The sequence below is a fragment of the Pseudonocardia nantongensis genome, assembly GCF_046546495.1.
Taxonomy (GTDB): Bacteria; Actinomycetota; Actinomycetes; order Mycobacteriales; family Pseudonocardiaceae; genus Pseudonocardia; species Pseudonocardia nantongensis.
Genome location: NZ_JBKGXT010000031.1, coordinates 46478 through 59492, shown reverse-complemented (window position 1 = coordinate 59492; position 13015 = coordinate 46478). Strand labels below are relative to the sequence as shown.

10 protein-coding genes are annotated in these 13015 nt (G+C 75.0%); 7 read left to right on the top strand and 3 right to left on the bottom strand.

Translation table 11 applies throughout. The features are described 5' to 3' along the window. Positions 1-408: 408 nt before the first annotated feature. On the bottom strand, positions 409-2337 hold the full coding sequence (locus ACLFMI_RS25385; protein WP_410950477.1) for an ATP-binding protein: 1929 nt from the start codon (positions 2335-2337) through the stop codon (positions 409-411). A gap of 135 nt (positions 2338-2472) precedes the next feature. Between ACLFMI_RS25385 and ACLFMI_RS25380 the strand changes: the two genes are divergently transcribed. Genes ACLFMI_RS25380 through ACLFMI_RS25355 form a run of 6 tightly spaced genes read left to right on the top strand, consistent with a single transcriptional unit; the run spans position 2473 to position 9001 of the window. Then, complete coding sequence (locus tag ACLFMI_RS25380) at positions 2473-4029, top strand: acyl-CoA carboxylase subunit beta (protein WP_410950476.1); 1557 nt, start codon at positions 2473-2475, stop codon at positions 4027-4029. Continuing rightward, complete coding sequence (locus tag ACLFMI_RS25375; RefSeq protein ID WP_410950475.1) at positions 4026-4841, top strand: enoyl-CoA hydratase/isomerase family protein; 816 nt, start codon at positions 4026-4028, stop codon at positions 4839-4841. Before ACLFMI_RS25380 ends, ACLFMI_RS25375 begins: the two co-directional genes overlap by 4 nt. Before the next feature lie 2 nt (positions 4842-4843). Next, positions 4844-5644 (top strand): ester cyclase, encoded by an 801-nt coding sequence (locus ACLFMI_RS25370; RefSeq protein ID WP_410950474.1) that lies wholly within the window; start codon positions 4844-4846, stop codon positions 5642-5644. After that, the gene (locus ACLFMI_RS25365; protein ID WP_410950473.1) at positions 5641-6891 is read left to right on the top strand and encodes a cytochrome P450; all 1251 of its coding nucleotides are present in this window, start codon (positions 5641-5643) and stop codon (positions 6889-6891) included. Before ACLFMI_RS25370 ends, ACLFMI_RS25365 begins: the two co-directional genes overlap by 4 nt. Then, positions 6888-7085, top strand: a complete 198-nt coding sequence (locus ACLFMI_RS25360; protein ID WP_410950472.1) for a ferredoxin — start codon at positions 6888-6890, stop codon at positions 7083-7085. The genes ACLFMI_RS25365 and ACLFMI_RS25360 overlap by 4 nt, the downstream gene beginning before the upstream one ends. After that, positions 7085-9001, top strand: a complete 1917-nt coding sequence (locus ACLFMI_RS25355) for an oxidoreductase (RefSeq protein ID WP_410950471.1) — start codon at positions 7085-7087, stop codon at positions 8999-9001. The genes ACLFMI_RS25360 and ACLFMI_RS25355 overlap by 1 nt, the downstream gene beginning before the upstream one ends. Before the next feature lie 68 nt (positions 9002-9069). Here the strand turns inward: ACLFMI_RS25355 and ACLFMI_RS25350 are convergent, their stop codons facing one another. After that, the gene (locus tag ACLFMI_RS25350) at positions 9070-10680 is read right to left on the bottom strand and encodes a flavin-containing monooxygenase (protein WP_410950470.1); all 1611 of its coding nucleotides are present in this window, start codon (positions 10678-10680) and stop codon (positions 9070-9072) included. Positions 10681-10777: 97 nt separating this feature from the next. Then, positions 10778-11716 carry an alpha/beta hydrolase gene (locus tag ACLFMI_RS25345; RefSeq protein WP_410950469.1) on the bottom strand — a complete coding sequence of 313 codons (939 nt, stop codon included), beginning with the start codon at positions 11714-11716 and terminating at the stop codon, positions 10778-10780. A gap of 266 nt (positions 11717-11982) precedes the next feature. Here ACLFMI_RS25345 and ACLFMI_RS25340 point away from each other — a divergent pair, with 266 nt between their 5' ends. Then, positions 11983-12882, top strand: a complete 900-nt coding sequence (locus tag ACLFMI_RS25340; RefSeq protein ID WP_410950468.1) for an SCO6745 family protein — start codon at positions 11983-11985, stop codon at positions 12880-12882. The last annotated feature ends 133 nt before the right edge of the window (positions 12883-13015 follow it).

Below are 13015 nucleotides of genomic sequence, written 5' to 3'. Positions count from 1 at the left end.
GGGCGGCGATGCGTCCGAACCGGGACTTGCGGGGGCCGCGTGAACATGCAGGCCGAAGTGCTCGGAGAGCTCGCGACACAGGTTGACCCTGCGAACGCTGTTGCCGTGCACGTCGAGTCCGGGGCGACCACCCCGAGGCCGAGTTCGATCCCGTCAGTGTGAGCCCGTCGGCTCAGCGGACCTGGAGGAACACTGCCCGCCGGGTGTCTCGTCCCGGGTTTGATGGAGATCACGTCGTGTCTCGGTCGGAGGTACGGTGCGTTCCGCGACGCAGGATTGTCAACGGTTGACCAACCGCGCGAGCGAGGTCGGGTCTCCCCCGCCGAGATGCGGCTCAGGGTGAATTGTCGATCTCCACGCGAGCCTGAGCTACATCTCGGCGGGAGTGTGGCTTGCGGGGGAGCGGGGTCAGGTCAGCTCGACGAGCACCGCACCCGCGGAGACCGGTGCACCGGCGGTGACCGGCACTGCGGCGATCGTTCCCGCGGCTCCGGCGCGGATCTCCATCTCCATCTTCATCGCCTCCAGTACGACGACGACGTCGCCCGCGGCGACGGCGTCACCCGGCACCACGCGGACCGCGACGACCGTGGCGTCCATCGGGGCGGTCGGGGCGCCTGCCGCGGCGGCGGTGTCGCCGGGCCCGGCGGTGTCGTCGCCGGAGCGGGTGGGACGGGCGGGGGCCGCAGCCCCCGCGGCACCGGCGGTCGAGCGGCGGCCGGGGACCAGCAGGTCGAGCGGACCGCGCTCGGTGGCGATCCGGACCCGGCGGACCGGTGTGCCGGTGCCCGCGCTCCCGGGGCCCGGACTCACGGCCACCGCGCCGCCGGCCGTCGCGCCCTCCGGCGCCCCGGCCCCCACCGCGCCGGCCCCCGGTGTCGCGTTCCCGGGTGCCTCGCCCCCGGGTGCCCCAGTGCCCGGTGTCGCAGCGTCCGGTGTCGCGGGGCCGAGCAGCGCCTCCGGGACCCAGTCCCGCTCCACCGACCCGGTGTCGTGGGCGGCGGCCGCGAAGGCCTCGGTGTCGAGGACTGCGCGCAGGTAGGCCGCGGTCGTCGGCGGTCCCTCGACGACGAGCTCGTCCAGCGCGAGCCCCAGGCGCCGCCGGGCGGCGTCCCGGTCGGCGGCGTGCGCCAGCACCTTGCCGATCATCGAGTCGTAGTCCCCCGGCACGGTGCCGCCGCCCGTGACGCCGAAGTCGGTCCGCACGCCCGGGCCCGACGGCAGCACCAGCGCGCCGATCCGACCGGGCGCGGGCCGGAACCCGGCCCGCGGGTCCTCGACGGCGATCCGGGCCTGGATCGCGTGCCCCCGTGGCGCGGCGTCCGCAGCGTCGACGACGGGCGGCGACAGCGGTGCTCCGCCGGCGATCCGCAGCTGCTCGGCGACCAGGTCGACGCCGGTGACCAGCTCGGTCACCCCGTGCTCGACCTGCAGCCGGGTGTTCATCTCCAGGAACGCGTACTCGCCCCCGGACACGAGGAACTCCACGGTCCCGGCGCCGGAGTAGCCGACCCGCCGGGCGATCCGCGCCGCGGCGTCGGCCATCGCGGCCCGCAGGTCCGGGTCGAGGTCCGGCGCGGGTGCCTCCTCCAGGAGCTTCTGGTGCCGGCGCTGGGCCGAGCAGTCCCGGTCGCCCAGTGCGAGGACGGTGCCGTGGTCGTCGGCGAGGATCTGAACCTCGACGTGCCGGGGCCGGGGCAGGTAGCGCTCCAGGTGCACCTCGGAGCGGCCGAACGCGGCCGCGGACTCCCGCCCGGCCGCGGTGAGCGCGTCCGCCAGGCCGTCCGGTGCGGTGACCACGCGCATCCCGCGCCCGCCGCCGCCGAACGAGGCCTTCACCACCAGCGGGAACCCGATCGCGGCCGCCCGGGCGGGCAGTTCCGGGTCGTCCGGATCGACCGCGCCGGTGCCCTCCGGGACGGCGACCCCACACTCGCGGGCTATCCCCCGCGCCGCGACCTTGTCCCCCATCATGGCGATGACCTGCGACGACGGGCCGACGAACCGCATCCCGGCGCCGGCCACGGCGGCCGCGAACCCGGCGTCCTCGGAGAGCAGCCCGTAGCCGGGATGCACCCCGTCCGCGCCGGCCGCCTTCGCAGCGCCGAGCAGCGCGTCGACGTCGAGGTAGGAGTCCCGGGCCGGCGGCGGCCCGATCCGGTGCGCCTCGTCGGCCAGCGCGACGTGCGGGGCGCCGGCGTCGGCGTCGCTGTACACGGCGACCGCGCGCAGACCCGCCTCGCGGCAGGCCCGCACGATCCGGACCGCGATCTCCCCGCGGTTGGCGACCAGCACGGTGCCCAGTCCGGTGCCCGGCGTCCTGCGGTCCAGTGTCATGAAGCCTGTCTACCAATCGGCCGTCTGGTAGTCTAGCGTCGTACCGGTGATCGCCGAGGACAGGCCCACCGGAGGAGGCTGCGCGTGAGCACCACCAGCACCACATCCCGCGGGCCAGGGGTCGATGATGGCGCGATGAGCGGCGGAAGCGACGACCCGACGGGCACCGGCACGGACATGGCCGCGCGCCTGGCCGTGCTGCGGGAGCGTCAGGAACGGGCCCGGGAGATGGGCGGGCCCGAGGGCCTGCGCAAGCACCGCGAGTCCGGACGGCTTCCGGTCCGCGAGCGGATCGACCTGCTGGTCGACCCGGAGACCTGGTTCGAGATCGGGGCGCTGGCGCTGCCCGAGCGGCGCACCGCCAAGCACATCCCGGGCGACGCCGTCGTCACCGGGTTCGGCCGGCTCGACGGCCGGCGGATCGGGGTGATCGGGATCGACGCCAGCGTCGTCGCCGGGACCACCGCGCCGACCAGCATGCGCAAGCAGGGCCGGTTGATCGAGCACGCCCAGCGCCACGGCTTCCCGCTGGTCCTGCTCTGCGACGCCGACGGCGGCCGGATGCCGGACGTGTCCGGCTGGCGGTTCTCCGGGCTGCCGCTGGACTTCAGCACCTTCCTCGAGCCGGAGCCCGGCAGCCCGGTCGTCCCGCGGGCGGCCGCGGTGCTCGGACCCAGCTACGGCGACTCCGCGCTGCACGCCTCCACCGCGCACTTCGTGGTGATGCTGCGCTCGTCGTCGCTGGCGCTGTCCGGCCCGTCGGTGGTCGAGCCCGCGATCGGCGAGAAGGTCACCGACGACGAGCTCGGCGGCCCGGAGGCCGCCACCGCGGCCGGGAACGCGCACCTGGTCGTCGAGACCGAGGCGGACGCGATGGACGCGATCGCCGCGTTCCTGTCCTACCTGCCAGCGAACTCGTCGCGCCCGGCGCCGCTCGCCCCGGCCCGGCCGCCCGGCCGGGACCCGGCCGAGCTGGAGACGCTGGTGCCGACCGGGTCCCGGTCCGGTTACGACATGCGCGAGGTGTTCGGCTGCCTCGCCGACGAGGCGTCGATCCTGCCCTGGGCGGACGGATGGGGCCCGAGCGTGCTCACCGCCCTGGCCCGGATCGAGGGCCGCCCGGTGGGGCTCGTCGGCAACCAGCCGATCGTCCGCGCCGGGGCGCTGGACCCGGACGCGCTGGCCAAGCAGCGGGCGTTCGTCGACCTGTGCGACACGTTCGGGCTGCCGCTGGTGTTCCTGCACGACGTCCCCGGCCTGCTGATCGGGCGCCAGGCCGAGCGCGGCGGCATCCTGCACGGCTACGAGGCGCTGGTGTCACGGATCTCCTCCGCGCGGGTGCCGAAGGTCGGCGTGGTGCTGCGCAAGGCCTACGGCGGCGGGCACTTCGCGATGGGCGGGCGGCCGACCCGGCCGGACTTCCTCTACGCCTGGCCGACCGCCGAGCTCGGGTTCATGGCCCCCGAGATCGGGGTCCGCACGGTGCACCGGCGCCGGCTGGAGGCGGTGCTGGCCGAGCAGGGCCCGGCCGCGCACGCCGAGCTGGTCGAGCAGCTGACCGCGGAGTGGATCAGCGAGGCGGAGCCGTGGGAGGCCGCGGCGCACCTGTCGCTGGACGACGTCATCGAGCCGGCCCGCACCCGCGAGGCGGTCGCGGCCAGCATCGACATCGCGCTGGGGGACCCGGAATGAGCACGCGGAACGGGAGCGCGCCACCGGCCACCCCGGCGTCGACGCTGCGGGTCGAGGCCGACCCCGGCGACGAGCGGGTGGCCTGGCTGACGATGGACGACCCGGCCCGGCGCAACGCCATGGGCCGCCGGTTCTGGCCGGACCTGCGGGACACCCTGGCCCGGCTGGAGGCCGACCCCCGGGTCCGGGCGGTGGTGATCACCGGCGCGGGGGGGAAGGCGTTCTCCGCGGGCGGGGACATCGCCTCGTTCGCCGAGCTCGGCGACGCGACCGCCAAGCGCGCGTTCCAGCAGGACTGCATGCGGACCTTCGCCGCGGTGGAGGAGTCGCCGCTGCCGGTGATCGCCGCGGTGAACGGCTTCGCGATGGGCGGTGGCTGCGAGCTCGCCCTGGCCTGCGACGTCGTGCTGGCCGCGGACACCGCGACGTTCGGGATGCCGGAGACCGCGGTCGGGCTGGTGCCCGGGTTCGGGGTGCTGCGGGCGCCGTCGGTGATCGGCAGGCACTGGACGAAGCTGATGATGTTCGGCGGCGAGCGGGTGGACGCCGGCACGGCACTGCGGATCGGGTTGGTGCAGCAGGTGTACCCGGCCGCCGAGCTGCGGGCCGCCGCGTCGGCGCTGGCGTCCCGGACGGCCGCGGCCGCGCCGCTGGCCGTCGCGACCGGCAAGAACCTGGTCAACGCCGGTGTGGACCGTGGCGAGCACGACCACTCGACGTCGGCGCTGACCGTGCTGCACTCCACCGCCGACGCCGCCGAGGGCATCGCCGCGTTCCTGGCCAAGCGCCCGCCTCGGTTCGAGGGACGGTGAGGATGGACCCGTTCGTCGCGTTGATGCGCCGCTACGTCGTGCACTACACCAACCCGCACGACACGAGCGTCTGCCCCGAGATCATGGAACCGGACTACGTGCTGCGGATGGGGCCGCATGTCGTCGCCGGGCGGGACGAGGCGTACCTGCCGGCGGCACAGGCCCAGTTCGCGCAGTTCCCCGGGCTCGGGCTGACCGTGCACGAGATCGTCACCGACGGGACCCGGCTGGCGCTGCGGTTCTCCGAGCACGGGGCATCGTGCAAGCACGCCGGGGCGGCCGCGACCTGGACCGGGCTGGGGCTCTACCGCTGGAACGGGGCCCGGCTGACCGACAACAGCGTCGAGCAGGACTACCTCACCCGGCGTCGCCGGCTGGCCGCCGGCGAGACGGGGGAGGTGCCCGCACCGGCCGTCGCGCCGTGGGACACCGTGGCCGTCGCCGCCGATCCGGCGGCCGAGCGGGTGGTGCGCGACTGGATCGCGGCCGGGCTCCCCGGCGACGCCGTCGGCTACGACGACGGCGGGCCGGGCAGCGCCGGCCCGGTGCTGGCCGGGGCCGAGGTCGTCGTGGACGACCTGTTCTCCGCCGGACCCGCCGTGGCGTTCCGGCTGACCTGCACCGGGAGCTACGCGGGCGGGCTGGACGACGTCACGGCCGCCGCGCCGGGCAGCCCGGCGACCCTGCACGCCGTCGGGCTGGTGCACACCGCTGGCGACCGGGTGGTGTCCGGGCACGTGGTCCGCGACCGGCTGGGCTGCGCCCGCGGGCTGGCCCGGAGCGAGGAGAGGAGGCCGGCATGACCGGCGCGATCACCGACGACCTGCTGGGAGCGGCCGCGGCGGCCGACCCGTACCCGATCTACGCGGAGCTGCGCGAGCACGCCCCGGTGCACTGGAGCGAGCGGCACCGCGCCTGGCTGGTCACCCGCTACACCGACGTCGCGGCCGCGTTCGCGGACAAGGCGCTGTCCAACGACCGGGTCCGCCCGGTGCTCGAGCGCCGCCGTGCCGAGGGCAAGACGTCCCCGGGAGAGTCTGCCGCGGCGCCGTCGGCGTCGGAGCGGGTGCTGGCGATGATGGCCGACTGGATGGTCGTCACCGACCCGCCGGCGCACACCCGGTTGCGCAAGCTCGCCGCGGGGGCGTTCAAGGGCCAGCGGGTCTCGGCGATGGACGAGCGGATCACCACGCTGGTCGACGAGCTGCTGGACGGCGTCACGACCGGGACCGACCCGGTGGACCTGGTCGCCGAGGTCGCCTACCCACTGCCGGCGACCGTGATCGCGACGATGCTCGGCGCCGCCCCGGAGGACCGCGACCGCTTCCGGGACTGGTCCGACGAGCTGGCCCTGGTCGCGTTCGGGGCCGGTGGCGAGGCCCGGGCCGAGCGGCACGAGCGGGCGCTGGCGGGGCTGCGCGAGATGGACGGCTACTTCCGCGAGCTCGTCGCGGCGCGCCGGGCCGAGCCGGGCGAGGACATGCTCTCGGCGTTGATCGCCGGCCGGGAGGGCACCGACGCCCTGTCCGACGACGAGCTGGTCGGCATGTGCGCGCTGCTGCTGTTCGCCGGGCACGAGACCACCACGAACTCGATCGCCAACGGGGTGCTGGCGCTGCTGCGCAACCCCGGTGAGCTGGCCCGGCTACGCGCCGATCCGGAGCTGCGTAACGCGGCCGTCGAGGAGCTGCTGCGGTTCGACGGTCCGATCAAGGTGTTGAACCGGTGGGTGGTCGCCGAGACCTCGCTCGGCGGCCGGACGATCTCCCCGGGGGAGCGGGTGCACCTGGTGCTCGGGGCGGCGAACCGGGACCCGGAGCGGTTCACCGACCCGGACGTGCTGGACCTGGGGCGGAGCCCGAACCCGCACGTCGCGTTCGGGAAGGGCATCCACGCCTGCATCGGTGCCCAGCTGGCCCGGTCCGAGACCCGGATCGCGGTCTCCCGGATCGTCGACCGGCTGCCCGGGTTCGCGCTCGCCGCCGAGCCGGAGTGGAAGGACGCGCTCGCGTCGCGGGCGATGGAGTCGTTGTGGGTGCACCCGGCATGAGGATCGGCGCCGACCGGGACCGCTGCGAGGGGCACGGGCAGTGCTCCGTGGTCGACCTGGACCTGTTCCCGCTGGACGACGACGGCTTCACCGCGCTCGGCGCCGACGAACCGGTTCCCGAGGGCGAGGAGGACGTCGCGCGGATCGGGGTGGATGCCTGCCCGGTGCGGGCGCTGTTCGTGCGGGAGGACTGATGGATGCGCACGCCGCACTGTTCACCCCGGTCCGGCTCGGCCCGCTGACCCTGCGCAACCGGCTGGTGATGGCCCCGATGGGGACCTGCCTCGACGAGTCCGGGCACATCACCGACGACACGGTCGCCTACTACGAGCGGCGTGCCCGCGGTGGAGTCGGGGCGATCACCGTCGAGGGCTGCCTGGTCTCGCCGGACTCGGTCGGGCCGGAGCCGCGGATCCACTCCGACGAGTACCTGCCCGGTCTGCGCAAGCTGGTCGAGGCGCTGGCCCCGCACGACGTCACGGCCGGGGTGCAGCTCATGCACCCGGGCCGGCAGGTGGTGGATGGGCCGTCGGTGGCACCGTCACCGGTGCCGCTGAACCCGCGCGCCCCGGTCCCGCACGAGCTCACCGGGGCCGAGATCGAGCGGATCGTGGACGACTACGCCGCGGCCGCCCGCCGCGCCGTCGATGCCGGGTTCGGCTACGTCGAGGTGCACGGCGCGCACGGCTACCTGCCGTCGAACTTCCTGTCCCCGCACACCAACCACCGCACCGACGGCTGGGGCGGCGACCTGGCCGGCCGCGCCCGGTTCTCGGTCGCGGTGGCCCGGGCGATCGTCGACGCCGTCGGGCCCGGGGTGCCGCTGGTGTGGCGGATCAACGGCGCGGACGCCGAGCGCGGCGGGCTCGATCTCGACGAGGCGGTCGAGACCGCGCGGATGCTGGTCGAGGCCGGGGTCGCGTCGATCAGCGTCAGCGCCGGGACCTGGCTGTCGCTGCAGCAGACCCTCGCGCCGATGTCCGTGCCGCGCGGGCACCTGCGGGCGATGGCCGCCGCGGTCAAGGCGGCGGTCGGGGAGGTGCCGGTGATGGCGGTCGGGCGGCTCGACGATCCGGACCTGGCCGCCGACGTCGTCACCTCCGGGGACGCCGACCTGGTCCTGCTGGGTCGCGGGCTGATCGCCGACCCGGACTGGCCGGACCTGGTCCGCACCGGGCGGCTCGCCGAGCGGCGGCCGTGCATCGCCTGCAACGCCTGCGTCGACCTGGTCGGGCGCGGTGAGCGTGCCCGCTGCGCGGTGAACCCGGAGGCAGGCCGGGAACGGACCTGGCGGGTCACCCCGGCGGCCCGGCCGCGCCGGGTGCTGGTCGCCGGCAGCGGCCCGGGCGGGATGGAGGCGGCCCGGCTGGCCGCGCTGCGCGGGCACGAGGTCTCCCTCTACGAGCGGGACCCGGAGCTCGGCGGGAAGCTCGACGTGGCCGGGATCGCGCCGAGCAAGCGCGAGGTGCTGCGTTACCGGGAGTACCAGGCGGCCCGGCTGGCCGCGCTCGGCGTCGCGGTGCACACCGGCGTCGAGGTGGACGCCGGCCTGGTCGCCGCGCAGGCACCGGACGTCGTGGTGGTGGCGACCGGGGCGAGCCCGCTGGTCCCGCCGATCCCCGGCATCGACGCGCCGCACGTGCACGACGCGCAGGCCCTGCTGCGCGGCGAGGTGCCGGTGCCCGCCGGGGACCGGGTGGTCGTCGTCGGGGGGAGTGCGACCGGCTGCGAGACCGCGGAGACCCTCGTCGCGGCCGGCGCATCGGTGACGATCGTGGAGATGGCCTCCTCCGTCGGCCGCGGCATCGAGGCGATCACCCGGCGGAACCTGGTGCGGGCGCTGCGCGCCGACGGCGTCGAGCTGCGGACCCGGACCACCCTCGTCGCGGTGGAGGAGGGGCAGGTGCGCTGTACCGGGCCGGACGGTGCCCAGGAGTGCCTGCCCGCCGACCTCGTCGCACTGGCGATCGGCTGGCGGCCCTCGGGGGAGGAGTTCGCCGGCACCCTGCGCGACACCGGCGTCGAGGTCCGGGTGCTGGGCGACGCCGACACCCCGGCCGACTTCGTCCGGGCGGTGAACACCGGCGCCGACGCCGGGCTCACCATCTGAGCTGATCGTCGGGATCGTGACGAGAGCGCGCCCCGGCAGCGCCCCCGTCACGATCCGAGCGATCATGATCAGGTCATGGCGAAGCCCTCGTAGCCCCTCCTGGCGACATCGGTGATCTTCTCCGCGTAGGGACCGACACCACCGATGTAGGCCATGAACACCCGCGGCTTGCCGGGCACGTTGGAGCCCATGTACCAGGAGTCCGCGGTCGGGTAGAGGGTGGCGTTGCCGACCTCCTCGACGTGCGCGGCCCAGGCATCCTGGGCCTCGTCCGAGGCCTCGATCTCGGTCCGGCCCCGCTCGGTCAGGTCCCGGATGCAGCCGGTGATCCACTCCACGTGCTGCTCGATCGACACCATCATGTTCGACAGCACCGACGGGCTGGACGGCCCGGTCACGGTGAACAGGTTCGGGAAGCCGGACACGGCCAGCCCCAGGTACGAGCGGGGACCGTGCGCCCACTCGTCGGCGAGCGTGCGGCCGTCGCGGCCCCGGATGTCGATCCGGTTCAGCGCGCCGGTCATCGCGTCGAACCCGGTGGCGAAGATGATCGTGTCGACCTCGTACTCGCCGTCCGAGGTGCGGATCCCGCGCTCGGTGATCTCCTGCAACGGGGTGGACCGCAGGTCGACGAGCGAGACGTGCGGCCGGTTGAACGTCGCGTAGTAGCCCGAGTCCAGGCAGGGGCGCTTGGTGCCGAACGCGAACGACGTCGGGCACATCGCCTCGGCCGTCGCCGGATCATCCACGATGGACCGGATCTTGTCCCGGACGAACTCGGCGGCGGTCTCGTTCGCGGCCTTGTCGGTGAGCGTGTCGGTGTAGGCGTTCAGCACCGCGGTCAGGTTCCCCTGGTCCCAGCCGGTCTGGTAGCGGGCGGCCCGGCCCTGCTCCGTGTCCTCCAGCGCCGACATCGTCGGCGCCGGTACCGGGACGCCGAAGCCGGACGTGCGCTGGGCCGCCCGCCATTCCCGGTAGTTCTCCTTCATGTCGGTGATCTCCTGGGTCCCCAGCGGCCGGTTGCCGGCGGGCATGGAGAAGTTCGGCGTCCGCTGGAACACGGTCAGCTCGGACGCCTGCTCGGCGAAGATCGGGATGGACTGGATGCCGGACGACCCGGTGCCGATCACCCCGACCCGCTGCCCGGTCAGGTCGACGCCCTCGTACGGCCAGTGCCCGGTGTGGTGGATCGGGCCGCCGAACCGCTCCGCGCCCGGGACCTCCGGCGCCTTGGACACCGACAGGCAGCCGGTCGCCATGATCAGGAACCGGGCGTCGTACACGGCGCCGGACTCGGCGGTGACCGTCCAGCGCCGGCGCCCTTCGTCGTAGACCGCCGACGCGACCCGGACCCCGAAGCTGATGTCGCGGCGCAGGTCGAAGCGATCCGCGACGTGCTCGGCGTAGCGCAGGATCTCCGGCTGGGTGGGGTACTTCTCGGTCCACTCCCACTCCTGCTCGAGCTCCGGGGAGAACGAGTAGGAGTACGACAGGCTCTCCACGTCGCACCGGGCGCCGGGATAGCGGTTCCAGTACCAGGTCCCGCCCACCCCCTCGCCCGCCTCGACGAGCCGGGCCCGCAGCCCGAGGTCGTCGCGCAGGGTCTTGAGCTGGTAGAGGCCGGCGAAGCCGGCCCCCACGATCAGGGCGTCGAGCTGCTGGGTGCTGGTCTCGGTCACGCGGGCTCCTCCCCGCGACCGCGCCGTGCGGTCGCGTGCTGCGTCGGTGCAGGTCGGGCGGTGGTGTCGGGACGTCGGTCGGGTGTACCGAGGCGGCTCAGCGGGTGATCAGCGCGCGCAGTCGCTCGGCGAGCCAGGAGATGCCCTCTGCGGAGCCCGGCAGCACGTTGACCATGGTGAAGAAGCCGTGCATCTGGCCGGCGAAGCGCCGGTGCTCGACGGGCACGCCCGCCGCGCGCAGCTTCTCGGCGTAGGACTCGCCCTCGTCGCGCAGCACGTCGTGCTCGGCGGTGAGCACCAGCGTCGGCGGCAGCGCCAGGCGGTCCAGGTCGGTGGCGCGCAGCGGGGAGGCGTCCGGGTCCGCCCGCTCGGCCTCCGCCGGGACGTAGTGGTCCCAGAACCAGACCATCGCGTCCCGATCGAGCATCAGCTGGTTCGCCGGGTCGGTGTAGCTCGCGGTGCCGGTGTCGGCGTCGGCGACCGGGTAGACGAGCACCTGCGCGGCCAGCGCGGGCCCACCGGCCAGCGCGGCCCGGCGGCTGACGACCGCGGCGAGGTTGCCGCCGGCGGAGTCGCCCGCGACGACCAGCGGCACGTCGTTCCCGCCGGCGAGGTCGGCGAGTCGCTCCTGGACCGCGCCCAGCGCGGTCCAGGCGTCCTCGGCGGCGGTGGGGTAGCGGTGCTCGGGCGCGAGCCGGTAGTCGACCAGCACCACGGTCGCACCGGTGGCCTGGACCAGCAGTCGTCCGAGGGTGTCGAACTCGTCCAGCGCGCCCATCACCCAGCCGCCGCCGTGGTAGTAGACGAGCACCGCGGTCGGGGACTCCGGGGCCAGCGCCCGCAGCACGATCTCGTCCCCGTCCGGGGTGGGCACGGTGAACTGCTGCTCGCGGGCCACCGCCGGGCCGGGGCCGTACAGCTCGCGCAGCATGCCGCCGAGTCCGCGGGCCTCCTCCGGCGTCATCCGGGAGATCGGCTTCGCCCCGCTCTCCTCGAGCTGCCGGAGCAGCCCGGCCGTGGCCTCGTCCAGTGCCATGACGACCTCATCTCTCACCGATGCGGATCGCGGTGTCCGCAGGCGGGCGTGCGACCCGTGCCGGGCCGTCCGGCGACCGTATGACGTGCCCCACAGCACGGTCATGGGCCGGACGAGTGATTCGGACGACCGTTTGGGAGGTGGCGGCCGATCACGGCGGGCCGGTCGCCGCGGTGCGCGCCGTCGGCCGGTCACCGCCGTCCGGACGGATGCTCGACCGGGCTGCTGTGACCCGGAGGCCGGCCGGGGCGTTAGCGTCGGCGACCGTGGATACCGACGTTGCTACCGCCACCGGGCGCCTGGCCCGCGGGCTCGAACCGCTGCACGCGCAGGTCTACTTCGCCGCGGAGGCGGAACCCGCCTACCGGGAGGCCTGCCTGGAGGAGGGCCGGATGACCTACTTCGCCCCCCGGGCCGCGCCGATGGGGCCGGTCGGGCCGTCCGTGGTCACCGGCACCTTCTACAACTTCAGCCCGGACCTGGTCGCCCGGTTCATCCCGCGGGCCTGGTCGCTGGCCACGGCCGACGACCTGGTCGCCGCCCGGTTCGCGGTCGCCGACGCATCGCTGCGCCGGCTGCTCGGCGACGACGCCGTGGCCTCGCCCGAGATGGCCGAGGCCGCCCGGCTGGCCCGCACCGCCGCCGAGGCCGTGCAGCCGGAGGGCCGGCCGCTGGCCGCCGGCCACCTCGACCTCGGCTGGCCGACCTCGCCGCACCTGGTGCTCTGGCACGCCCTGTCGATCCTGCGCGAGCACCGCGGCGACGGGCACATCGCGCTGCTGCTCGAGGCCGGGCTGAGCGGCCTGGAGGCGCTGCTGACCGCGACCGCCACCGGCTCCGGATTCACCGTCGCGTTCGCCATGGCCAGCCGGGGATGGACCCCTCAGCAGTGGAACGCCGGCATCGACGCCCTCGCCGGGCGCGGCCTGCTGGAACCGGCCGGCGGCGGGGACGACGCGGCCGAGCCGGCGCTCACCGAGGCCGGGTCGGCGCTGCGCAAGCGGTTGGAGGACGCCACGGACCGGCTCGGCGCGGCGCCCTGGACGGCGCTCGGCACCGACGGCGCGGCGCGGCTCGGGGAGCTCGGCGGGGCCTTCGTGCGGACCGCGATGGCGAACGGTGCGTTCCCGGCCGAGGGTGTGTTCGCGAGCCGTTCGCGCGGCTGAGCCGCCGCTCCCGCCCGGACGGCGACATGCGCGGTCCGGCACGGCGGGCGCAGTGTCCGTCCTGCCCGATATGGTGCGCCTCGCAAGGTGCCCGTGCCGGTGACGGTGGGACCACAGGGACCGGGAGGGATTC